Here is a 22,308-nt window from a genome sequence, read left to right as displayed (position 1 = left end):
ATTTATCTTAAAAAAGATGTCTGATATCATTTGAGATTGCAATTGCCATCAGCAAGAACAATACAGCAGCACCAAAAGTGGTTGCATATTTTTGGTATTTCAAACTCAAATCTCTACGTATAACTGCTTCTATAATGTAGTGAAATAAATGCCCACCGTCCAGTAGTGGAATTGGCAGCAAATTAACCGCAGCCAAATTAGCTGAAATAATTGCCATGAAATATAAAACCATAATAAATCCCTTTCTAGCTGACTGCCCTGAATATTTTGCAATTTTTATTGGCCCACCTATTTCATTTACACTTCTCTTACCAATGATAATTTGAAAGATAGCTTTGATTGTTAAGCACATAGTATGGTAAGTTTCACTTACTGACAAGCTCACAGCTCCAAGGAAAGATGACTGCTTTGACCCTGCCATATTGACTGAAGTAATCCCTATAATTTTTCTTTCTATTGTGGTGCCAAAAACGTCTTTATCCTCAATTATTAATGGAGTCAGGCTAGTTCTATGCTCCTCATTATTTCGACTATATTTAATTTCTATTCTCGTCTCGGGGTTTGACATCACCACACGTGAAATATCTTCAAAGTATTTTATTTTATACTCATTGATCTGTGTAATAGTGTCGCCCGGTAATAAACCAGCTTGCTTTGCTGCGCTGCCTTCAATTACATTTCCAACCACTGGTGGAGTGCGATAATAGCCTGCTGTGCTAAAAAATAGCGTAAAAGCTATAACAGCAAGTATCATATTTGCAAATGGTCCTGCAAAAACTATTGCTGCTTTTTTATATCGCGGTTTTGTATGAAGTGAATATAACTTTTCTTCTTCAGTTAATTCTTGTTGGTTAGCTGGGACACTTGCTGCATTGCTATCCCCTAACATTTTAACATAACCACCCAGTGGAACAGCACTTAACTTCCATCTGGTTCCGGACTTATCGTTAAAACCAAAAATTTCAGGACCAAATCCTATAGAAAAAGACTCAACTTTAACTTTGCATACTTTAGCAATAATATAATGCCCGTATTCATGCACAAATACTATAACAGAGATAATTAAGGAAAATGACAAAAAATAATATATCCCATCGCTAAACTGATGGATAAGATTAGAAATTAATTCCACCTGTATTTTAGATTTTAACAAAATATTAAGTATATTAAAACATGCCTTGCTTGACAAGTGTTTTATTTAACCTTTTAATTAAAAAAAGTTTAATGACAATGACAGATACTTGCTTTTTAAGAAGAAAATTGATGTATAGAAGCTGGCATAGAGGTTGCAAAGAAACCGATATGCTTTTAGGGTATTTCGCACTGAAGTATCTTGATAAATTTTCCCTGAACGAACTAATTGAGTATGAAAAAATAGTTGATCTTGATGATTACGAATTATATTGTTACATAACTCGGAAAACAAACCTTCCTCCCAACTTAAATAGTGAAATGGTCAATTTGATTGCTTGTTTTATTAAAGCTAATCCTCTATACACTCAATAATCTTATTTACCCTATCTAATACCTCAGTATATTCTATTCCTTTTTTGTTTCTATACTTTTTGTGTTCTTGATATATTTCATCTAACTGTTTTGTTAATTCTAAAACTTTATCCTCAAGAATCAGTGCTGCAAGTAAGAAATTTAATGCATCCGAGCCCTTGCCTCCAGTTTTTTGAGATATGGAACTCACTAGTTTGTCAAAACTATTAGCAAGGTGTAATAAGTGACCCTTCTTTCCACTTTCACAAGATACTTTATATGTGCTATTACGTATAACTATTTCTACTACTTGCATATAATGCTAAAAATTTTTATTGTACAGCGTAAACTTAAGCTCCTATTTTCATCTTATTTACAGTATAAATTTTTATTCATTTATTAAATCGGATAATTTTTTACTACTACGAAAATACGTTTTAAAGTATTGATTTTTTGCAAACTTCTGTAACATCGAATGACTTGCTTCTTTCAAATTATAGCTCCTAATTGAAAAGGAGCCAAATCCCCTAATTTCAACTCTATTATGATGTTCCAATGTACTTGAAAGTATCTCAAAAAATCTGTTAACTATAGCCACTATAGCCATCTTGTCTAAAAAAGGATACTTCTTCGCCACTTTTGTTATTATATCAGATTTTGTTGCCATTTATACGAAGCTAAAATAAGTTCATTTAGCAGATAGTATTATATTATATTCTCCAACACCCAATACTACAACTTCTATTCTTTTTGATATAGGGAATGTATTTTCTGGTAGATGCTCTTGATCTATTAAGAGAGCTACACCATTTTCAACTTCAACGACTAGTCCGCTATCTTCTCTCTTACCTACAATAACTTGCATTTTGTCGCCTACCCTAACTTTCTTTATCAGTTCTTCAAGGGGATCATATTCTATTTGTTTTACACCAAGATAAATTCTTGTTCGATTCACATTAGCCCTTATTACTTTTGCTTCCATTGTATCGCCCACACTATACCTTTTTATCTCATCTGAACCATTTTTAGACCAACTTAGATCTTGCGCATAAATTGTACCTTCCACATTTTCATCTATTTCACAATCATCGAAAGTAACAGACATGTATGAACCGGTATTATTTTTAACTTTACCAGAAACAATAGAACCAGGAGGATATTTATTGATAAATACTTGCCATGGATTATCTGTACACCTTTTCATACTCAAACTCATTCTGTTCTTAGCAGTATCAATACTGAGAATTTTGACAGACACTTCTTGTCCCCTCGTTACGAGACTACTAACTGGTAAATTGCTCTTAATCCAAGTTATTTCTGATGAGTGCACTAAACCTTCAATCCCAGGTCTAAGTTCAACAAATAATCCATAATCTTCTATACTTGTTATATGACCCTTATACACACTGTCAACCGGATATTTTGATTCTACATCTTGCCAAGGGTTATCCTCTAGCTGCTTTACACCTAAGGAAACTTTCGCATTTTCCTTATCTATTTTTATAATTTTAACTTTTATGGTCTGACCACAAGCAAAAACTGCAGATGGATGACTTACTCTACTCCAGGAGATATCTGTAATATGTAGCAATCCATCTATAACTCCTACTGCATCTGATTCATGAATACCGACGAATACACCATAATGAGTAATGCTTTTTATTTTCCCTTCTATTATATCACCCTCATTTAAAGATTCTAAAAACTTGGTTTTTTCACCAGCATGCAATTTTTCTAGTACCAGCTTTCTTGATACTACAATGTTACCCTGTTTCTTATCCATTTTAAGCACGATGAACTTTTGTTCAGTTTCAATAAGGTGCTTAGCATCTTTTACTTGTTTCAAATCTACATGACTCAGCGGTAAAAAGGCGCTTATTCCGTCGCCAAGATCAACAATAAAGCCACATTTAATTGAGCGTTTAATAACTCCACTTACTTCAGCCTTTGTAACTGCATCTTCTTCCAACTTGTTCCATTTTTCGTCCCTAATTGCTTTGTCACGGCTAAGAGCTACATTACCATGATAATCTTCAATTCTTTCTACATAAACTCCAATTTTGGAACCAATAGCAATCTTGTCGTTACAACCGAGCTCCTTGATCGGAATTCTCCCGTCAGACTTTAAGCCAACGTCAACCACGACGTCGTTAGGATTTACTCGTGTAATTATACCTTCTACTACATCTCCTTCCTTAATTTTATTAATAAAAGAATCTTCAAATAAAATATTACCTTGATCTTCATCTTCAAATTGGCCTTGACATATCTCTTCTATGAACTTATTTGATGATAGTTTTTTGATACTTATTGGTAGATTTACACCTGGATCATTATTATTCATACCTTTTAATTTAAACTTTATTAGAAACAATACATTATATAATATTAATAATTAGTTACAAGCAGTTTTTTGTTAACTCATTTTTGAAGATTATCCGAACTATAAAGAATATGGCTAATTATAATAAATTATTATAATTAGTTTTGTGGCACGCTATAAAACTAATATTGGTGGAGGCAAGCGGGATCGAACCGCTGACCTTCTGCGTGCAAAACAGATGCTCTACCAGCTGAGCTATACCCCCACAGTCTTATAATTCTTACTTAAAGAATAAACCACCCAAGCTAAAATGCAAGAAGTATTTATCTATAGATTCCCTGCGAAACGCAGTATATTATACAATAGACTTCTTGCATAACCTAAAAAAAGGCAAAAGAAACCCCGTGATGGTTGGCTATTTACCATGTACTAAAATATCGGCGTTCTTTTTATTCTAAAACGCTTGATTAAGAGCGATTTAGCCACTTTTAATTTGCAGCTAACCTACATCGCAAGTGTTTAAGAAATTTACTAAGCAGGAAAAAAGGCAAAGAAACCCCGCGGTAGCTAGCATTCAAATTCTCCCTTGTCAATTTGACGTTTTTTGATGTCTTAAACGCTTTATAAGCCCGTTTCAGCTTGTATGGGTAAAAACCCAGAAGTTTTATAAAGACATGCGGTGCACGTAGTGCGAAAAATTAAACATGAGACGCCAAATACCCTAAGTTTTTTGTCATTAACCTGCACAGATTGTGAAGATAAATAAATAGCTTCAGTACTATGATAAGAGGACTGGCGGGGTTTGTCAAGAAATTTCTTCCAACGCGCTGCCAAAAGTTTGTTATGCAAGAAGTCTAATTTATTTAACCACATATGAAAATTTTAGTTTGATTAAAATAGATAAAAGCTGTATTGATGTTTAGTATAGCTGAAAATGAAATGATCCCGTAGCTCAGCCGGTAGAGCAACTGACTTTTAATCAGTGGGTCGCGCGTTCGATTCGCGCCGGGATCACTTGGAATCTCAAAAACCATGCTAAAAGAACAGGATAAAATATTCACTAATCTAAATGGCAAAGAAACCCCGCTACTGAAGGGCGCAAAAACTCGTGGTAGTTGGCAAAAAACAAAAGATTTGTTAGATTTAGGATCAGAAAAAATCATTGATGAAGTAAAAAAATCTGGCCTAAGAGGGCGAGGGGGTGCAGGATTTTCTACCGGCCTTAAGTGGAGCTTTATGCCCAAAAATCTTTTAAAAGAACAACCGATATATTTAGTAGTCAATGCAGATGAATCAGAACCTGGTACATGTAAAGATAGAGATATATTGCGATATGAGCCACACAAGTTACTTGAAGGAATTCTTCTTGCTGGTAGAGCTATCAGTGCATCAACTGCGTATATTTATATCAGAGGCGAATTTTATAATGAATACTTAGTTTTAAAAAAAGCACTAGAGGAAGCCTATAAAGAAGGCCTAATTGGAAAAAATGCCTGCAAATCAGGTTATGACCTTGACGTGTTTATCCATAGGGGTGCAGGAGCTTACATATGTGGTGAAGAAACAGCTCAACTTGAATCAATCGAAGGAAAAAAGGGCTTCCCTCGCATGAAACCTCCATTTCCTGCAGGTGTTGGACTTTTTGGCTGTCCAACCACGATAAACAATGTTGAAACTATAGCCATGGTTCCAGATATTCTGCGTCGTGGAGGAGAGTGGTTTGCATCTCTTGGCAAACCAAACAATACTGGTGCTAAGATCTTTTGTATTTCAGGGCACGTAAATCACCCATGTAACATTGAAGAAGAGCTCGGAATCCCACTGCGTGAATTAATTGAAAAATATGCAGGTGGAGTGCGAGGGGGTTGGGATAATTTACTTGCTGTGATACCTGGTGGATCTTCAGTCCCATTAATTCCAAAGTCTATATGCGATACCGTTGAAATGGATTTTGATTCATTAAGAGCTGCGCAATCAGGACTTGGTACTGCTGCTGTAATAGTGATGGATAAGTCCACTGATATAATAGCTGCAATAGAAAGGTTATCGCACTTTTATATGCATGAGTCCTGTGGGCAATGCACACCATGCCGTGAAGGTACTGGATGGATGTGGAGAATTATGAAAAGGATGGTAGCAGGAGATATTGAGCCTGGTGAAATAGATAAATTACTTGACCTTACAACCCAAATAGAAGGACATACAATTTGCGCACTTGGTGATGCTGCAGCTTGGCCAGTTCAAGGATTAATCAGGCATTTTCGCCATGTTATCGAAGAGAGGGCGATAGTTTAACTCTACTTACACTTCTTATTGAAGCAAGAACTTTTGTAACCGTTCACATAATGGCGTCAACTTAAGAGCCTGCATTAGCAAACTCTCCTAAAAACGTGATGACGTTTAGGCTTATCCACTTTATTGCGGCTGTCCTGGTCGGATTTTAACTTTAGCGCGTATACTTGCTCTATCAAAAAGGGCTTGAAAGTTTTTTGGTGAATAACTTCCAATAAGCACTTGATAGAGTTTTTGCCTCATTACACCAAATAAAACTGAAAAATTTAAACGATACTCAGCAATTTGATCTGGGTTCCAAGGCTCTTGTGCATCACACATATGAAGCGATACACATAACTAAGTTTGCCCAAAATTCTTGTAATATAGCCTCTAAATTTATCCCAGAAAAATTCTCTAATTCTGCGCCTATTTTGAGCCGTTTATAGCACTCCTCTATGTGCCACCTTAATACATAAGCTTTGCTGATATCTTCCAAAGTAAATTTTTCTCGGTCAAAAAGTGAGGTAATCAATACTTCTGTTTCTCCATTGGCTAACGTAAGCACTATAACTTGACCTTACCCAGAAAAAGTAGAGAGGAAGTTAAGCCATTTTTGAAGTAAAATAAAACATGATTATGAGGGCTTATTATGGTAAAGAACAGAAAAAATTACACAGTGGAATTTAAATTAGAGGCAATAAAGTTGGTAAAGGAAACGGGGCAGTCAGCAAGCAAAATAGCTAAAGATTTAGGAATAGATAACAGTACACTAAGTGACTGGATAAAAAAATATAACGAAAAAGGATCAATAGAAGAAGCATTTCCTGGTAAGGGAAAGTTGGCACCATGTGATAAAGAAAAGTTTGAATTAAAGAAAGAACTAACAAGAGTTACTAGAGAAAGAGACATTTAAAAAAAAGCCCTGGGATATTTTGCAAGTCACAAAGAGTAAAATATTTATTTATCAAAAAGCATGGAAACTACTATAAAGTACAGGAGTTATGCAGGATTTTGAAAGTATCTGCTAGCGGCTACTACAAATGGACTAGTAAGAAGAAAAGCAGCAAAGAATTAACAAGGGAGCAGCTTCTAGCAGACATTCAAAAAATATACCAAGCATCTAATTGTAGATATGGGGCACCTAAGATTCATGCTGAACTAAAGGCTTTAGGTAAAAATTGCAACATCAAAACAGTGCAGGATATCATGCAAAAAAATGGTATTCAAGCTAGACTGAGGCGAAGATTCAAAAGCAAAAAACAGCAGACTGACAATAGGGTTATAACTCCCAATATATTGGACCAAAACTTTACTACTAGTCAGCCAAATAAAGTATGGGTAACTGATATTACATACATAAAAACTAAGGATGGATGGCTATATTTGGCAGCAATAATTGATCTATATTCACGTATGGTAGTTGGCTGGTCAATGAGTAGTACAATAACTAAGCGATTAGTTATAGATGCTTTATTGATGGCTGTTGATAAGCGCAAACCAGCCAAAGATCTGCTATTTCATAGTGATCAAGGTTCACAATATACCTCTAAAAATTATCAGTTTTTGCTGAACACAAAAAACATCATTTCCAGCATGAGTCACACAGGCTGTTGTTATGACAACTCTGTTGTTGAAAGCTTTTTCAGCTCACTCAAACGGGAGCTTCTTATTGATACTTCGCAACACTCTGCTCAGCAAACTAGAACTGCTATATTTGAGTACATAGAAATTTTTTATAACAAACAGCGTAGACATTCTACTATTAATTATTGCATTCCTGAGAAATTTGATTCATCATTTTCATAATAAAAATGGCTTAACTTCCTCTCTACTTTTTCTGGGTAAGGTCAATTATAGAAGGCGACATCAGTCTTTACATTATAAAGTCCCTGCTGATCTCTATTATCATAGACAATAAATGCTTTATAAAAAATCGGATTACTTTGAAAAAAATGGTCTAGACAAATGGGTGCATTATATTGTGCCGTTTCTTATCGTTTATTAGCAAACAAACATCAAATTTCTTTTTAGAAATATCTACACCTATTTACTTGCATAAAACTACCTCCAAGACTATAAATAGATTGAGAGTTCTTGTAAATACGGTTCAAAGATACTGTTCACTCTTCTAACTCTATGGGAGGGGAGCGAAATCTGGCTTATTGGCATTAGTGTCAAGTTGGCTTCACCCTCCCTTGTGAGATATTTTAGCTCTAATACCTCACATTATAAAGATACAAGTGTCTGGGCACTGGGATGACAGGGAAGAGGATACTGGATAACAGAAAAAAAAGCACTGGGATGACTGGACTACTTGGATGACAAGAAAGTGATAACCGACTTTTTGCTCAAAATAGTTAAAAAAGAGATTTGCCATCAAGATAACTCAAATATACATTAATACTTTTACTTTTTAATGACTTCTCATTATGAATCAACTGATCAAAAATCTGAACTTGATTTGTTATAATGCTACAATTATTATTTGCAACTTCTAATATGCCATTATCAATTACAACTTTTTCTTTCGTTTGGTTGTTCATCTTAACAGTAACTATACCAGGCAATAAATAAATTAAGTAAGGAGAATGGTTAGCTAAAATCATAAGCTCACCTTCGAGCCCATTCATTGAAAGAGAAATCACTCCACTGAATGAAATTTGATTATCAGGAGAGAAAAATTGCACTTTCATAACTTTTAACTCTAACTTCAGTTTCAGCTTTTATTAATTCAGCCTTTTTTATTGCTTCATCTATATTTCCTACCATATAAAAAGCAGCTTCGGGTAAGTGATCATATTTGCCTTCAACAATCCCTTTAAAACTGGAAACAGTATCAGAAAGTGGAACAAATTTACCGGGCATACCAGTAAATATTTCCGCAACGTGAAAAGGTTGAGAAAGAAACTTCTGAATCTTACGAGCCCTATCAACAATAATTTTATCTTCATCAGATAGTTCATCCATACCAAGTATAGCAATAATATCCTGTAAGGACTTATAAGTTTGCAAAATACGCTTTACTTCAGAAGCAATATTATAATGCTCTTCACCAATTATTTCAGAAGATAAAGACTGAGAAGTTGAATCAAGTGGATCAACAGCAGGATATATCCCCATTTCGGCAATTTGCCTCGATAACACCGTGGTAGCATCAAGGTGAGAGAATGTAGTTGCTGGAGCTGGATCAGTTAAATCATCGGCAGGAACATATATAGCTTGCACAGAAGTAATAGAGCCAGCAGTCGTTGAAGCTATTCTTTCTTGCATTGCGCCCATGTCAGTTGCAAGGGTTGGTTGGTAACCAACAGCTGATGGTATCCTTCCAAGCAAAGCAGAAATTTCAGAACCAGCTTGAGTAAATCTAAAAATATTATCTACAAAAAATAGAACATCTTGATTTTCCTTATCACGAAAATACTCTGCCATAGTGAGTGCTGTTAAAGCAACTCTAGCCCTTGCCCCAGGAGGTTCATTCATTTGACCATAAACCAAAACCGCTTGAGACTTTTCGTGTTCATTTATATTGATTACATTTGAAGTTATCATCTCATGATAAAGGTCATTACCTTCACGCGTTCTCTCCCCTACCCCAGCAAACACAGAAAATCCTTTATGAGCTTTTGCTATATTATTAATCAATTCCATTATCAGAACTGTTTTACCAACACCAGCTCCACCAAATAAGCCAATTTTTCCTCCTTTAAGGTAAGGTGCAAGGAGATCTATAACTTTTATTCCCGTAACTAAAACTTCTTCCTGTATTCTCTGCTCGATAAAACTTGGAGGTGCTCTGTGTATAGGCTCTAAATCATACTCCCCTTTCAGTGGACCACATTCATCTATAAGCTCTCCAACAACATTAAAAATTCTTCCTAAAGTTGAACGCCCAACCGGAACTGATATTGGTGCACCTATATCAACAAATTCGTCATCTCTTGATATACCATTTGTGCTATCCATAGCAATACAACGGACTATATTGTCACCTATATGCTGTGAAACTTCTAAAATCAGCTCATTGCCCTTATATTTTAGTTTACTTTTTAAAGCATTAAATATCTTAGGTAGTTCGCCTTCAAATTTTAAATCAACAACTGCTTGAGTTACCTTAACCGTTCTACCTATATTCATCTCTTTATTCTTATCACCTAACACTACAATTCCATAAAAGAACTTCTAAAGAAAATAAATTTTATATTATTAATAGAAATTTTGCAACATTAAAACGTTCACTAATTACGCTTTATTATAAACAATGCAAATGCGTTTAATAGCCAAGTAATAATAAATAGCACTAAACTAAGCGCATAAGCAGCAAGAGTTTGTACGCTATTGAAATCCTGATCCCCGGTAAGTAATGTAGCAATTTGTACAGTAATAGTAGTGACTGAATTAAGAGGGTTAAAAGTCAAGTTTGAGTTGATCCCCACAGCCATCAACACAATCATTGTTTCACCTATCACTCTTGAAATTGATAATAAAATTGCACTTAAAATTGTAGGCATTGCATAAGGTATTATTATATGCCATACAGTTTCAGCCGGAGTTGCACCAAGTGCCATAAAGCCATAACGCAAGCTCTTAGGAACAGACCTGATTGCATCTTCCAGTAAAGAAATAATAAAAGGAAGAATCATTATACCAATTGATAAACCAGCAACCAAAGCACTCTCTGAGTGTATACTTAAACCAAAAAAACTCGCTATCTGTTTTACAGAGGAAGACAAAAATACAACCGAGAAATATCCATATACAACTGTAGGAATAGCAGACAAAACTTGCAAAGTTGTATTAACAATATAACGCACTTTCTCACTTGCATATTCACTAATATATATTGCAGAAAATAAACCAAGCGGAACAGCAACTAACATTGCTACAATAGTTATAACTAATGTGCCAACCAAAAGCGGAGTTATACCGAAACATCCTATCTTTTCTTCATTGATAATTACTACATCATGACTCCATTTCAAGCAAAACAAGAATTCTGAAATAGCCACTTTATTGAAAAAATCAATGGATTGAACAAAAATAGATAGCATTATAAATAAAGTGATAAAAAATGATATGGCCAGAGCCACAAATAATGAAAATTTGATTACCTTATTTCCTTTACTTTTAAAGACAAAAGCAAACATGAAAAAAAGTAATGCTATAGAAATGGAAGTTATAAAGAAATTGTTACAGAGTATTAATGACCAAGTTAACACCCATATACAACTAAGATATAAATAAGATTTAACCTTATCCACTTGCTTAAAGCAAAATACAAGAATTAGTAACGCAGGTATGGAAAGGACTATTGTCAACAAATTCATCTACTCACATATCAAATCTTATTTTACGAAAATACAATTTTAAGAGCATTCAACATATATAATGCAACCATTATTTGACAATAAAGTAAAATAATTTAAAATAACTAATTATATTTATAAAAACAATGAAGAGAACATTTCAACCAAAAAATTTGATAAGAAAACGCAGGCACGGCTTTCGTTCACGTATGGCAACAAGAGCTGGAAGGAAAATTCTCAATAGGCGTCGTTCATTAGGATGCAATAAATTATGCGCATAGCGAGCATAAAAAAAAAGATTTTTCATTTGCTTTTAAAAATAAGCTAGCGTCGTCTAGTAATTTTTTTTACCGTGGGCTTTATATATCATTATGTGCTATAAAAGAGAGAGAGCCTGAAAAGCATATTCACACCATTAGAGTAGGTCTGGTTGTCAGTAAAAAAATTGGAAAAGCGACAAAAAGAAACAAAATAAAAAGACGATTACGAGCACTTACTAAAGTTAGCATTTTAAAAACAAATACCGTAGGATACTACTACATAATATTAACTCATAAAAATATTATGCGAGCAAGCTATAAAAACTTACAGAAAGATCTAACTATTTGCTTAAAAAAAATAAAATAAGAAAAAGTCTCAATTAAAGTATTTACAACTATATTATTTATGATAACATAAGTAAAATTTTTAAAAATAGTTAATGGGTGTGGTGAATGACGACGGGTACAAGAAGGGGTAGAGGCTTTGGTATGTATGAGCCTTCACCTCTCCCTGGCATACAAGGAAGAGATTGTTGGTCAGCATATCATCAAAGCCAATTAGTAGACAAGGTAGGAGATACTTTAATGTTAATAGAAATCGGTAACCCTCCTGTAACAGAAAAACAACCACATGAAGAGAATGTAAAAACACAGTTAGATAATATAGAACAATCAACAGGCAGACAAAACAGACAACGTGGCTAAAATAAAAACTAAAAAAAATAAGGGCAAAAATAAGAAAATTAAAATAAAAATACGTTTATTATCTAATTAATAAAAAAATTTTTATAAACTTGGCAGCGACCTACTCTCCCTTTTCAAGTACCATCAGCGCTAAAAAGTTTCACTTCCGAGTTCGAGATGGGATCGGGTGTTTCATTTTTGCTATAGCCACCAAGTCAATAAAAATTTCTAATTCAATATTTTTATTTAATATTTAACACTGCATATGCACATATAGAAAGCAAATAAATCAATCAGGCTATTAGTACTAGTTAGCTTCACATGTTACCATGCTTCCACACCTAGCCTATCAACGTGGTAGTCTCCCACGGCCTTAATTGGGAAATCTTTTTGAAGAGGGTTTCTTGCTTATATGCTTTCAGCAATTATCCCATCTATACATAGCTACCCAGCGATGCTATTGGCATAACAGCTGGTACACCAGAGGTATATCCATCTCGGTCCTCTCGTACTAGAGTCAGATCTTCTCAAATTTCCTTCACCCACGGCAGATAGAAACCGAACTGTCTCACGACGTTCTAAACCCAACTCACGTATCACTTTAATCGGCGAACAGCCGAACCCTTGGGACCTTCTCCAGCCCCAGGATGTGATGAGTCGACATCGAGGTGCCAAACGGTGTCGTCGATATGAACTCTCGAACACCATCAGCCTGTTATCCCCGGCGTACCTTTTATCCGTTGAGCGATGACCCTTCCATACAGAATCACCGGATCACTATGACCGACTTTCGTCTCTGCTTGGCTTGTCAGCCTCGCAGTCAGGCAAGCTTATGCCATTATACTATCAAGCTGATTTCCAACCAGCTCTAGCTTACCTTCGCACGCCTCCGTTACTTTTTAGGAGGCGACCGCCCCAGTCAAACTACCCACCATACAATGTCCTAGTTCCAGATAATGAAACATAGTTAGATATCAAAAGTGTAAAGGGTGGTATCTCAAGGTTGACTCCATTATAGCTAGCGCTATAACTTCAAAGTCTCCCACCTATCCTGCACATCACACTTTTAATAGCAATGTAAAGCTATAGTAAAGGTGCACGGGGTCTCTTCGTCTAACCGCGGGTACCCCGCATCTGCACGGGGAATTCAATTTCGCTGAATTGATGTTGGAGACAGTGGAGAAATCGTTACGCCATTCGTGCGGGTCGGAACTTACCCGACAAGGAATTTCGCTACCTTAGGACCGTCAGTGTTACGGCCGCCGTTTACTGGGGCTTCAATTTAGAGCTTGCACCCTTCCTATTAACCTTCCAGCACCGGGCAGGCGTCAGACCCTATACTTCCACTTACGTGTTTGCAGAGTCCTGTGTTTTTAGTAAACAGTCGCTACTCCCTATTTTGTGCCACCTACCAATAGTTGCCTAAAAGCAGGTTACCCTTCTTCCGAAGTTACAGGTATAATTTGCCGAGTTCCTTCAACATCATTCTTTCAACACCTTAGTATACTCTACTCATCCACCAGTGTCGGTTTACGGTACGGCCTCATAAATATAAGTGCTATTTCCTGGAGCTTCTTTTAAGCATAGGTCAATCCAATAAGACCTATACAAATACAAAACCCGTCACACTTAAGAGGTTCAGGAATATTAACCTGATTGCCATCGACTACTCCTTTACGGACTTGCCTTAGGAACCGACTAACCCTACGCAGATTAACTTAACGTAGGAACCCTTAGATTTTTGGTGAGAGTGTTTTTCACACTCTTTTACGCTACTTATGTCAGCATTCTCACTTCTGATATCTCCAGCAGTTTTCACAAACCACCTTCACAGACTTACAGAACGCTCCGCTACCGCGCCTATTGATCGCAATCAATAAGCACTCACATCTTCGGTATACAGCTTTAGCCCCGGTACATTTTCAGCGCAGAAAAACTTATTTAGACAAGTGAGCTGTTACGCTTTCTTTAAAGGATGGCTGCTTCCAAGCCAACCTCCTAGCTGTAATGGTTTTTCTACTTCCTTCCCCACTTAGCTGTAATTTTGGGACCTTAGATAGTGATCTGGGTTGTTTCCCTTTTCACCACGGACTTAGCACCCGCAGTGTGTCTGCTGTATAATTAATTATTGGTATTCGGAGTTTAGTTAGATTTGGTAAGACGGTGAGTCCCCCTAGTCTATCCAGTGCTCTACCCCCAATAACATACATACAACGCTCTACCTAAATAGATTTCGCGGAGAACCAGCTATTTCCAAGTTTGATTGGCCTTTCACCCCTAATCACAACTCATCCAATAATGTTGCAACATTAACTGGTTCGATCCTCCAGTGTGTTTTACCACACCTTCAATCTGGTCATGACTAGATCACTTGGTTTCGGGTCTAATCCATAAAACTAAAACGCCCTATTCAGACTTGCTTTCGCTACGCCTACACCTAACGGCTTAAGCTTGCTTTATAGATTAACTCGCTGACCCATTATGCAAAAGGTACGCTGTCACTCTAATGTAAACTAACTACAAAATTGCTCTTATAGAAAAAACATAGAGCTCCAACTGTTTGTAAGCACTCGATTTCAGATTCTATTTCACTCCCCTCCCGGGGTTCTTTTCACCTTTCCCTCACGGTACTTGTTCACTATCGGTCGTTAAGGAGTATTTAGGCTTGGAGGATGGTCCCCCCACATTCAAACAGGGTTTCACGTGCCCCGCTCTACTCAAGGATTTAAAAACTTTCTACTTATACAGGACTATCACCTTCTATGGTTACTATTTCCAGAGTATTCTAATTCTTATTCTTAAATCACTAGCCTTTTCCGCTTTCGCTCGTCACTACTGACAGAATCTCGGTTGATTTCTTTTCCTTTGGCTACTTAGATATTTCAGTTCACCAAGTTTGCCTTACATATTTATACAACATGTAATAACTAGCTTAACTAGTTGGGTTTCCCCATTCGGAAATCTGCGGATCAAAATTTGTTGACAATTCCCCACAGCTTATCGCAGCCTGCCACGTCCTTCATCGCCTCTTAACGCCAAGGCATCCATCAAGTGCTCTTAATAATTTATTTATCCGACTATATGCAGAATATGCAGAGTTAAATATTATTAAAATTGAATTGAGATTAAATTAATCTCTACCATAAAACTTGTCAAACATCTAAAAATTTAATTAACTTCTTATATCTTATAACCCAACAAGTGATATGTCAACGCTTTTTTACACAAAATATTTACTTATATCGTCAACAGTAATATACTGTAATTCTAAGTTAGGTGAAATCTATAATCTAGATAAGTGTTCAAGCAAAATTATATACAATGAAAATTAATGAAAAAAATATTTTGTAATATAAAATGCTTTGAAAACCAGTTCTACTCGAAAATGATAATGAACATCAAGGGTATTTTTAAGGTATGAAAAACAATCTATCCTTTATAAGGGTTATTTTAAGTTTTATTCGTAAGTTAATCGGTATGTTTAATATTAAGAAAGCTAAACAATTCGCTGTAAATAAATACAACACTCTCCATAAGGAAACAACAGCATTTCTTGAAAAATCCAAAAATCTATTAAATACCAACATTGAAATCGGTTTATATCACTTCTATAAAGGTAATATATCAGATGCAAAGTTACGATTTTGGTTAATCAGCATATTTTATTCCAATTTACCTATAATCTGGTATAACATTGGAAGATGTCATTTTGCAGCGGGAAATATTAACAAAGCTTATACCTATTTAACAAAAACACTAAAATTAGACAGCAATTATGAAGAAGCGTCTTACTATATAAAAAAGATGACAAACCCAGTACCTATTACGAAATTGCCTAAAAACCTTATAAAGCAATACTTTGATTACACTGGCGAATATTTTGTTGAGCATTGGTTAATCGCTAAACAATATAGAGGGCATGAACTTGTACATATGGTAATTACAAAAATTTTTAACAACTCCACTTCTGAACTAAGCATACTTGATCTTGGTTGTGGAACTGGAATATGCGGTCATTTCTTAAAAATACACAATACTGGAAATCGCATAACAGGAATTGACATTTCAAATAGAATGCTAAATATTGCTAGAGGATGCTTTATAAAGGGTAAACCTGTTTACAATGAGTTAATACATATAGAAATGATAGAATTCCTTAAACAAGAGAGAAACTATCTTTATGATGTCATTATTTTTGCTGAAGTACTACATTATCTCCATGATTTTCAGGCAGAATTGGAATTAGCAAAAAGATCCACGAGTAAAAAAGGAACGATTATATGTTTAATAAGAAGAAAGGAAGGTAAAGGTGTTGACTTTGTAAATAAAGGAGATTACTTTCGTCACTCAGAAAGTTATATCCAACACGTTGCAAAAGAAATAAATATGCAAATAAGTTATATGAGCTACTGTAAAGTATATGGAAGTCAGGTTGATGGTATCTTGTTTGCATTACAGCATCCACAAAAAAAATCGAAAAGCCTAACTTAAAGCATCACTATTGCTCGAAACAGTGTCTATACACAATGAAATAAAAGAGGAATTTATGAATAATATCACTATTAATCACGAAAAAAACAGTAAATTGACCGATTTTGGAAAAGCAGTTCTCTCAGACAGATATTTGATAGAAAATGAAAGTTATCAAGATCTCTTCATACGTATTGCCAACTACTACTCTGATAATAAAGAGCATGCACAGCGTCTTTATGATTACATGAGCAACTTATGGTTCATGCCTTCAACACCAATACTTAGTAATGGTGGCACCAAGAGAGGGTTGCCTATCTCTTGCTTTCTCAACGAAACTGAAGACAGCTTGCAGGGAATAGTTGACCTATGGAACGAAAATGTTTGGTTAGCTGCACGTGGTGGAGGTATAGGTAGTTACTGGGGAAATTTACGTTCAATTGGTGAAAGTGTAAAAGGTAGTGGTAAAACATCAGGAATTGTACCATTTATTGTGGTGCAAAACGCCCTAACGCTCGCAATCAGTCAAGGATCCTTAAGGCGAGGAAGTTCAGCAGTCTACCTTCCTGTATCCCATCCGGAGATAGAAGAGTTTCTGGATTTACGCAAGCCAACAGGTGGTGATCCAAACCGCAAAGCGTTAAATATACATCACGCTGTGATAGTAAATGATGAATTTATGCAAGCTGTTGAAAACGATCGAGAATGGGATCTAACAAGCCCTCATAATAATAAGGTTATTTCAACCGTAAAAGCACGCGATATATGGATCAAAATATTAACAGCAAGAGTTGAGACTGGAGAACCTTACATTATTTTTCTTGATGCAACAAATAATAATAAGCCAGAATCTTACAAAAAACTCAATTTGGACATTAAAATGTCAAATCTGTGTAGTGAAATCACTTTAACTACAGGTTATGATCATCTAAACAAATCGCGTACTGCTGTGTGTTGTCTATCATCCGTAAATCTTGAGTACTACGAAGAATGGAAAGATAATGAGCTTTTCATAGAAGATATAATGCGTTTTCTTGATAATGTATTAGAGGATTTCATAAATAAAGCACCAGATGAAATGCAGCGAGCAAAATATTCTGCAATAAGAGAACGCAGTATTGGTCTTGGCGTGATGGGTTTTCACTCATTTTTACAAAGCAAAATGGTTCCTTTTGAATCAGTAACAGCACAACAATGGAATAAAAAAATATTTAAGTATTTACGCAAGCAAGCAGATATAGTTTCTAAAAAATTAGCAGAAGAAAAAGGAGCATGTCTTGATGCTAAAGAAGTCAACCTGATGGAAAGATTTACACATAAGCTCGCTATTGCTCCAACTGCCTCAATCTCCATTATTGCAGGCAATACCTCTCCTGGAATAGAACCATATGCAGCAAATGTATTCATACAAAAGACACTGACAGGCTCATTTGTAGTACGAAATAAATTCTTGCAAAAACTGCTAGCAGAAAAAAATCAAGACAATGATAAAGTATGGTCTTCAATTTCAACAAACGAAGGTTCCGTACAGCACTTAGATTTTCTTAGCGAGCATGAAAAACTTACATTTAAAACAGCGTACGAGCTTGATCAAAGATGGATTATAGAACATGCAAGTGATAGAACGCCTTACATTTGCCAGTCTCAATCAGTAAATTTATTCTTGCCTGCCAACGTACATAAACGTTACTTGCACAAAATACACATGCTTGCTTGGAAAAAAGACCTGAAGAGTTTATATTACTGTAGATCACAATCAATGCAGAGAGCCGATAAGGTTTCGCATGACATATTCAAAAAAAGTGAAATATTGCAGCAAAAAACAGATATCGATTATGATGAATGTTTGTCATGTCAATAGATTTACATTACTCTATTTGTCATCCAAGTAGCTGACACTGGGATCCAGACATAAAAGTATTTGCAAGTCATGCAAGGGAACGGATTCAGGGGCATATGTAAAAAACAAGGTCCGTGATGAAATAACCAGTGTCAGCTACTTGCATATACTACTCACGTTGCCAAAAAGTAATTTCGAAAAAAAATCTAACAAATGCTCCATAGAAACCTAAATGAATTTCTAAAGTCCATTCCCAAAGACAAGCGCATAATGTGCCTTGACATGGGAGAAAAACGAATAGGTATAGCATTCAGTGATAAAACGCAGCTCATAGCCACAGCTCATAGCATATATCATAGAAAAAATATGAGCAAAGATTTAGGTTATCTGCATAGAATATTCAAAGAAAATGAAGCTGGGTCAATGGTAATAGGACTACCGTTAGAAATAGACGGACAAAAAAATAAATGGTGTGAAACCATAATCCAATTCGCAAATAAAATGATAAGAAAATATAAAGTGAATATATATTTACAAGACGAAAGCTTATCAACATCTATTGCAACTCATACACTTAAAATTACTGGAATATCAATCACAAAATCGAAAAAAATAGATGATAAAATTTCCGCATGTATTATTTTACAACGAGCATTAGAAAAGATAAACGCAATCAAATAGTTTCTTGTCATTCCAGCACGTGACGCTGCCCTCCTTTGTCACCACTGCCATTAAGTTAAGGAAAAAGTGGTGGACTGTATTATAAAATCAAGTAAGCTCCGTAAATTAAAAGGAGTAAGGATATGAGAAAAAAAAAGAATAATCACATTTATAAAAAATAAATTGATGAGTTTAAACTTTATAAACGCCCACAAAGCATCTTCAAAAGATTTCTCACGAAAAAGAAAGTTGCCTTTCGTTAATGTTATTTCTCCTGATTTTTAGAAAGAGTGTAAAAGCATTACAAGTAATGCTTAATGAGTTTATTCTGCATACAAGAAAGAATCATACCATTACGGCAAGTGCATTTACTCAAGCAAGAAAAAAGCTAAAGCATACTGCGTTTTCAGAACTGAATGATGATATAGTGTCACTATACTACCAAGATCAGGAATTTAAAACCTACCATGGTTTCAGAGTACTTGCATTCGATGCTTCAATACTGATTCTGCCAAAGAGTGACAAAATAATAGACGAGTTTGGTTCAAGAGCAGTGTGGAACGGAATCCAAAGGTTTGAAGACTATGCAAGTGCAACCTTTGAAGTTTGTTATGACGTGTTAAATAATATTGCAATAAAATCAGTGCTAAGTAGAGGTGACAGCTATGAGGTTGATTTAGCAATTGATATGCTTGAATCCATAAAATCAAATGATTTGTTAATCTGTGATAGGGGATACGTATCTTATCGATTTCTTGCTGAGCTCACAGAAAGGAAAATCAATTATATAGTTCGTTGTCCAAGTTCATCTTTCAATGAAATAAATGCTATCCAGCTAGCATGGTGGTAATGTCTACCGCGCCTATTAAGGCAGCAAGACGGTTACGAAAGCTAGGATTACCTGATAAGATAGAATTTAGGTTAGTCAAAATAGTACTTTCTTCTGGCGAAATTGAAGTGTTAGTAACGTCTCTATTAGATGAACAACGTTTTCCAGTTGAAGAGTTTGAGAGACTATATTACTTGCGCTGGGGAGTAGAAACATTTTTTTCTAGGCTGAAGGGAAGATTAAATTTAGAGAATTTCACAGGGAAAAGTATCGAGACCATCAAGCAGGATTTTTGGTCAACTATCTTCATCAGTAATCTAGAAAGTATCATGATAGAAGATGATGAAAAGACATTGCACGCACATAACAGTAAACTTAAAAAAAGTATCAATAAATCTGTCTCATTTAATGCAATTAAAAACTTAGAACCTGTCTTGAAAGGACTCAAGTAGCTAATTTAGTAAGCATAGAAGTAATCATATTGAAGAAGATATTGGTTTTTGAAGTAAGAGGAATAATCTTTGCTCATGCGTCTAAAATTGGAGAGCCAAGCAAAAGTTCGTTCAACGTTTAGGAATAACTTGAAATCCTGTAACATCTACCGCTTTTTTGGTGATCGTTAATAAACATCCTGTCTCCAATAAACAGCGGTTTTGCAATTTACCTTTGTATCCTTGATCAGCAAAAAACTTCTGTAACCTTGGAGCTTTTTCTTTAGCTCGAATAAAAAGGTCTAGAGCACCATCACGATCTTGAACACTTGCACTGTGTACTTCAGCAGTAATTACAAGACCTATAGTATCCACAATGATGTGGCGTTTTCTACCCTTTATTTTTTTGCCAGCATCATATTCTCTGGATCCCCTTTTTGAGTCGTTTTCACTGACTAATTATTCCTACTGAAGGTGTTTCATTTTTGCCAACCACTTTTCTTACCTCTTTTACTAGCATATCGTGTATTTTTTCCAATCTGCCATTATTACGCCACCTGAGAAAGTAGTCATACACTGTCTTCCATGGCGGAAAATCTTTTGGCAGACTGGCAACCACCTCTCATTATATACCTTATTGCATTAATAATTGCTCTGATATTGTGCTTCCTTGGTCTCCCTATCGCTCCTTGTGCAACATGTGGCTCCAAAATTCTTATCACTTACATCGCTTGGATACAATTTTACCTCCTATTTTTCAACCTACCTCATCATACTCCTTCCTTCATTTCTTTTCAAGACAGGTTCTTAGCTTTTGATATTTTTTCTACAGAGTCAGACATAGACTGCATTATGGACCGACTATCACAGTTATTTTTGATGAACACTTTAGTGGTGAGAAAAGGAAGAAAAGTTGATCGTCATAAGATATCTGATGTTCGTTCACTTAATTACCAGAAAAGGGCTAGAAAACACGTGTTTTGAACATAAGATGTCTTTTCAATATCATTGATTTTCACATTCCTTGCCAAATGACCTATAATTGTTACTTTTCTTAGTAATTTACACTCTTCGGGCTCCATTTTTTTCAAGTTCACCCTAGTATTTACCCCAATCACTTCAAACTTTTTGGTTCAATCTTTTACTCCTCTTAGCCACATTAAAAACAACTTTCAAGGCTTCCCCTTCATCTTCAAACTCGCCAAGCAGTGTATTACTACTACCATGTTGCTTTTCTCTAAAAACATTCAGGAAATCATCTTTTGAAGCTCCTTGTAGAATTCCAGCAACGTCACCATCATTTTTTATTGCGTCCAATAACCGATCATATAATTACCTATATAAATAATAAATTAATTATTACATGTTTCAGCAGGGAAGTCAAGAAATTCTGTAAAAGGCAAGTAATTACGCCTCTGTTTCTTTTTTATTATCTGGGGTATTTGCTGTTGGTGCAATTTTAACAATACCTTATTTAGCAATATGTATTTCACTTGCTGTAGCCGCATTAACTTTTCTTGCAGTAGGATGTTACTGTTCGTATAAAGCAAATACAGTACTTAGCAATGTTGAAGTTAAAAATGGTGTTGATTCTGCGGCTATGAAAGTTTTAAATAGCTCAAGTTGAGAAAGGATAGCAAGAGTGGGAATGTTCAAAAAAGCATACGCGTCAAGTTAAGGGAAAGTAGTATAAAGGGAAATGGTAAAAACTATTTTAGATAGTAAGCAATAAAGCTAATAGTTTATGGA

At 35.4% G+C, this 22,308-nt stretch carries 21 protein-coding genes, 2 tRNA genes, 2 rRNA genes and 4 pseudogenes; 14 read left to right on the top strand and 15 right to left on the bottom strand.

What is annotated here, in order from left to right; all coding sequences use genetic code 11:
• Positions 1–7: 7 nt before the first annotated feature.
• Positions 8–1,132, bottom strand: a complete 1,125-nt coding sequence (gene rseP, locus ACICP6_RS06320; RefSeq protein WP_395463683.1) for an RIP metalloprotease RseP — start codon at positions 1,130–1,132, stop codon at positions 8–10.
• 98 nt (positions 1,133–1,230) lie between these two features.
• Between rseP and ACICP6_RS06315 the strand changes: the two genes are divergently transcribed.
• Positions 1,231–1,506 (top strand): succinate dehydrogenase assembly factor 2, encoded by a 276-nt coding sequence (locus ACICP6_RS06315; RefSeq protein ID WP_395463035.1) that lies wholly within the window; start codon positions 1,231–1,233, stop codon positions 1,504–1,506.
• Here ACICP6_RS06315 and ACICP6_RS06310 read toward each other — a convergent pair.
• From ACICP6_RS06310 to ACICP6_RS06295, 4 genes are all read right to left on the bottom strand, one after another.
• Positions 1,484–1,801, bottom strand: coding sequence for a cell division protein ZapA (locus ACICP6_RS06310; protein ID WP_395463034.1), 318 nt, complete (start codon positions 1,799–1,801; stop codon positions 1,484–1,486). The two genes, ACICP6_RS06315 and ACICP6_RS06310, sit on opposite strands and share 23 nt — an antisense overlap.
• Before the next feature lie 72 nt (positions 1,802–1,873).
• Positions 1,874–2,152 (bottom strand): HU family DNA-binding protein, encoded by a 279-nt coding sequence (locus ACICP6_RS06305; RefSeq protein ID WP_395463033.1) that lies wholly within the window; start codon positions 2,150–2,152, stop codon positions 1,874–1,876.
• Between the two features lie 21 nt (positions 2,153–2,173).
• The gene (locus tag ACICP6_RS06300; RefSeq protein WP_395463032.1) at positions 2,174–3,829 is read right to left on the bottom strand and encodes a 30S ribosomal protein S1; all 1,656 of its coding nucleotides are present in this window, start codon (positions 3,827–3,829) and stop codon (positions 2,174–2,176) included.
• Between the two features lie 168 nt (positions 3,830–3,997).
• Positions 3,998–4,073, bottom strand: a tRNA-Ala gene (locus ACICP6_RS06295).
• Positions 4,074–4,749: 676 nt separating this feature from the next.
• On the opposite strand from ACICP6_RS06295, the gene ACICP6_RS06290 reads away from it, so the two are divergent.
• Both ACICP6_RS06290 and nuoF read left to right on the top strand, forming a co-directional pair.
• A tRNA-Lys gene (locus ACICP6_RS06290) sits at positions 4,750–4,822 on the top strand.
• Positions 4,823–4,840: 18 nt separating this feature from the next.
• On the top strand, positions 4,841–6,103 hold the full coding sequence (gene nuoF / locus ACICP6_RS06285) for an NADH-quinone oxidoreductase subunit NuoF (protein WP_395463031.1): 1,263 nt from the start codon (positions 4,841–4,843) through the stop codon (positions 6,101–6,103).
• Between the two features lie 74 nt (positions 6,104–6,177).
• On the opposite strand, the pseudogene ACICP6_RS06280 reads toward nuoF, so the two are convergent.
• Positions 6,178–6,656: pseudogene (locus ACICP6_RS06280) on the bottom strand (IS4 family transposase); the annotation flags it as partial.
• Positions 6,657–6,731: 75 nt separating this feature from the next.
• On the opposite strand from ACICP6_RS06280, the gene ACICP6_RS06275 reads away from it, so the two are divergent.
• Both ACICP6_RS06275 and ACICP6_RS06270 read left to right on the top strand, forming a co-directional pair.
• Positions 6,732–6,995, top strand: a complete 264-nt coding sequence (locus ACICP6_RS06275) for a transposase (RefSeq protein ID WP_395462617.1) — start codon at positions 6,732–6,734, stop codon at positions 6,993–6,995.
• Positions 6,996–7,009: 14 nt separating this feature from the next.
• The gene (locus ACICP6_RS06270; RefSeq protein WP_395463625.1) at positions 7,010–7,888 is read left to right on the top strand and encodes an IS3 family transposase; all 879 of its coding nucleotides are present in this window, start codon (positions 7,010–7,012) and stop codon (positions 7,886–7,888) included.
• 551 nt (positions 7,889–8,439) lie between these two features.
• Here ACICP6_RS06270 and ACICP6_RS06265 read toward each other — a convergent pair.
• The 3 genes from ACICP6_RS06265 to pstC form a co-directional block, all read right to left on the bottom strand.
• Positions 8,440–8,775, bottom strand: a complete 336-nt coding sequence (locus ACICP6_RS06265) for a F0F1 ATP synthase subunit epsilon (RefSeq protein WP_395463030.1) — start codon at positions 8,773–8,775, stop codon at positions 8,440–8,442.
• Complete coding sequence (atpD, locus tag ACICP6_RS06260) at positions 8,750–10,216, bottom strand: F0F1 ATP synthase subunit beta (RefSeq protein ID WP_395463682.1); 1,467 nt, start codon at positions 10,214–10,216, stop codon at positions 8,750–8,752. Before atpD ends, ACICP6_RS06265 begins: the two co-directional genes overlap by 26 nt.
• 101 nt (positions 10,217–10,317) lie before the next feature.
• Positions 10,318–11,406, bottom strand: a complete 1,089-nt coding sequence (gene pstC, locus ACICP6_RS06255; protein ID WP_395463029.1) for a phosphate ABC transporter permease subunit PstC — start codon at positions 11,404–11,406, stop codon at positions 10,318–10,320.
• A 125-nt stretch (positions 11,407–11,531) separates the two neighbouring features.
• On the opposite strand from pstC, the gene rpmH reads away from it, so the two are divergent.
• From rpmH to ACICP6_RS06240, 3 genes are all read left to right on the top strand, one after another.
• Positions 11,532–11,666 carry a 50S ribosomal protein L34 gene (gene rpmH, locus ACICP6_RS06250; RefSeq protein WP_006279898.1) on the top strand — a complete coding sequence of 45 codons (135 nt, stop codon included), beginning with the start codon at positions 11,532–11,534 and terminating at the stop codon, positions 11,664–11,666.
• Entirely contained in the window at positions 11,650–12,012 is a 363-nt protein-coding gene (rnpA, locus tag ACICP6_RS06245) for a ribonuclease P protein component (protein ID WP_395463681.1), read from the top strand. The genes rpmH and rnpA overlap by 17 nt, the downstream gene beginning before the upstream one ends.
• 86 nt (positions 12,013–12,098) lie before the next feature.
• The gene (locus ACICP6_RS06240; RefSeq protein ID WP_395463028.1) at positions 12,099–12,350 is read left to right on the top strand and encodes a hypothetical protein; all 252 of its coding nucleotides are present in this window, start codon (positions 12,099–12,101) and stop codon (positions 12,348–12,350) included.
• 87 nt (positions 12,351–12,437) lie between these two features.
• On the opposite strand, the gene rrf is transcribed toward ACICP6_RS06240, so the two are convergent.
• Together rrf and ACICP6_RS06230 are read right to left on the bottom strand one after the other, a co-directional pair.
• A 5S ribosomal RNA gene (gene rrf, locus ACICP6_RS06235) occupies positions 12,438–12,544 on the bottom strand.
• Positions 12,545–12,609: 65 nt separating this feature from the next.
• Positions 12,610–15,400 (bottom strand): 23S ribosomal RNA (locus ACICP6_RS06230).
• Positions 15,401–15,746: 346 nt separating this feature from the next.
• Between ACICP6_RS06230 and ACICP6_RS06225 the strand changes: the two genes are divergently transcribed.
• The 4 genes and pseudogenes from ACICP6_RS06225 to ACICP6_RS06210 form a co-directional block, all read left to right on the top strand.
• Positions 15,747–16,820 carry a methyltransferase gene (locus ACICP6_RS06225; RefSeq protein ID WP_395463027.1) on the top strand — a complete coding sequence of 358 codons (1,074 nt, stop codon included), beginning with the start codon at positions 15,747–15,749 and terminating at the stop codon, positions 16,818–16,820.
• 55 nt (positions 16,821–16,875) lie between these two features.
• Positions 16,876–18,660, top strand: a complete 1,785-nt coding sequence (locus tag ACICP6_RS06220; RefSeq protein WP_395463680.1) for a ribonucleoside-diphosphate reductase subunit alpha — start codon at positions 16,876–16,878, stop codon at positions 18,658–18,660.
• Between the two features lie 192 nt (positions 18,661–18,852).
• Positions 18,853–19,320 carry a Holliday junction resolvase RuvX gene (gene ruvX, locus ACICP6_RS06215; RefSeq protein WP_395463026.1) on the top strand — a complete coding sequence of 156 codons (468 nt, stop codon included), beginning with the start codon at positions 18,853–18,855 and terminating at the stop codon, positions 19,318–19,320.
• A gap of 165 nt (positions 19,321–19,485) precedes the next feature.
• Positions 19,486–20,553, top strand: a pseudogene (locus tag ACICP6_RS06210) (IS4 family transposase); the annotation flags it as partial.
• 138 nt (positions 20,554–20,691) lie between these two features.
• On the opposite strand, the gene ACICP6_RS06205 reads toward ACICP6_RS06210, so the two are convergent.
• The 3 genes from ACICP6_RS06205 to ACICP6_RS06195 all read right to left on the bottom strand — a co-directional run bounded on the left by ACICP6_RS06205 (position 20,692) and on the right by ACICP6_RS06195 (position 21,281).
• Positions 20,692–20,934 carry a hypothetical protein gene (locus tag ACICP6_RS06205; RefSeq protein WP_395463025.1) on the bottom strand — a complete coding sequence of 81 codons (243 nt, stop codon included), beginning with the start codon at positions 20,932–20,934 and terminating at the stop codon, positions 20,692–20,694.
• Positions 20,935–21,007: 73 nt separating this feature from the next.
• Positions 21,008–21,136: a hypothetical protein gene (locus ACICP6_RS06200; protein ID WP_395463024.1), complete on the bottom strand. Its 129-nt coding sequence runs from the start codon at positions 21,134–21,136 to the stop codon at positions 21,008–21,010.
• Positions 21,129–21,281 (bottom strand): transposase, encoded by a 153-nt coding sequence (locus ACICP6_RS06195; protein ID WP_395463157.1) that lies wholly within the window; start codon positions 21,279–21,281, stop codon positions 21,129–21,131. Before ACICP6_RS06195 ends, ACICP6_RS06200 begins: the two co-directional genes overlap by 8 nt.
• 85 nt (positions 21,282–21,366) lie before the next feature.
• Here ACICP6_RS06195 and ACICP6_RS06190 point away from each other — a divergent pair.
• Positions 21,367–21,543 (top strand): annotated as a pseudogene (locus ACICP6_RS06190) (IS4 family transposase); the annotation flags it as partial.
• 135 nt (positions 21,544–21,678) lie between these two features.
• Here the strand turns inward: ACICP6_RS06190 and ACICP6_RS06185 are convergent.
• A complete protein-coding gene (locus ACICP6_RS06185; protein WP_395463023.1) occupies positions 21,679–21,876 on the bottom strand; it encodes a hypothetical protein in 198 nt (65 codons plus the stop codon).
• Between the two features lie 79 nt (positions 21,877–21,955).
• Here ACICP6_RS06185 and ACICP6_RS06180 point away from each other — a divergent pair.
• A pseudogene (locus ACICP6_RS06180) lies at positions 21,956–22,186 on the top strand (hypothetical protein); the annotation flags it as partial.
• Positions 22,187–22,308: the final 122 nt, after the last annotated feature.

The organism is Wolbachia endosymbiont of Cantharis cryptica, assembly GCF_964277405.1.
In the GTDB taxonomy this organism is placed as follows: Bacteria; Pseudomonadota; Alphaproteobacteria; order Rickettsiales; family Anaplasmataceae; genus Wolbachia.
Note: the sequence above shows the minus strand (reverse complement) of the source record. Positions and strands in the feature narration are given on the sequence as shown.

Excerpts from the sequence above, each read along its gene's own strand:
- ACICP6_RS06315 (WP_395463035.1), top strand. The coding sequence starts at position 1,231 with ATGACAGATACTTGCTTTTTAAGAAGAAAATTGATGTATAGAAGCTGG.
- ACICP6_RS06220 (WP_395463680.1), top strand. The coding sequence starts at position 16,876 with ATGAATAATATCACTATTAATCACGAAAAAAACAGTAAATTGACCGAT.
- nuoF (WP_395463031.1), top strand. The coding sequence starts at position 4,841 with ATGCTAAAAGAACAGGATAAAATATTCACTAATCTAAATGGCAAAGAA.
- ACICP6_RS06300 (WP_395463032.1), bottom strand. The coding sequence starts at position 3,829 with ATGAATAATAATGATCCAGGTGTAAATCTACCAATAAGTATCAAAAAA.
- ACICP6_RS06275 (WP_395462617.1), top strand. The coding sequence starts at position 6,732 with ATGGTAAAGAACAGAAAAAATTACACAGTGGAATTTAAATTAGAGGCA.
- rpmH (WP_006279898.1), top strand. The coding sequence starts at position 11,532 with ATGAAGAGAACATTTCAACCAAAAAATTTGATAAGAAAACGCAGGCAC.
- atpD (WP_395463682.1), bottom strand. The coding sequence starts at position 10,216 with ATGAATATAGGTAGAACGGTTAAGGTAACTCAAGCAGTTGTTGATTTA.
- ACICP6_RS06310 (WP_395463034.1), bottom strand. The coding sequence starts at position 1,801 with ATGCAAGTAGTAGAAATAGTTATACGTAATAGCACATATAAAGTATCT.
- ruvX (WP_395463026.1), top strand. The coding sequence starts at position 18,853 with ATGCTCCATAGAAACCTAAATGAATTTCTAAAGTCCATTCCCAAAGAC.
- ACICP6_RS06305 (WP_395463033.1), bottom strand. The coding sequence starts at position 2,152 with ATGGCAACAAAATCTGATATAATAACAAAAGTGGCGAAGAAGTATCCT.
- ACICP6_RS06240 (WP_395463028.1), top strand. The coding sequence starts at position 12,099 with ATGACGACGGGTACAAGAAGGGGTAGAGGCTTTGGTATGTATGAGCCT.
- ACICP6_RS06265 (WP_395463030.1), bottom strand. The coding sequence starts at position 8,775 with ATGAAAGTGCAATTTTTCTCTCCTGATAATCAAATTTCATTCAGTGGA.
- ACICP6_RS06225 (WP_395463027.1), top strand. The coding sequence starts at position 15,747 with ATGAAAAACAATCTATCCTTTATAAGGGTTATTTTAAGTTTTATTCGT.
- pstC (WP_395463029.1), bottom strand. The coding sequence starts at position 11,406 with ATGAATTTGTTGACAATAGTCCTTTCCATACCTGCGTTACTAATTCTT.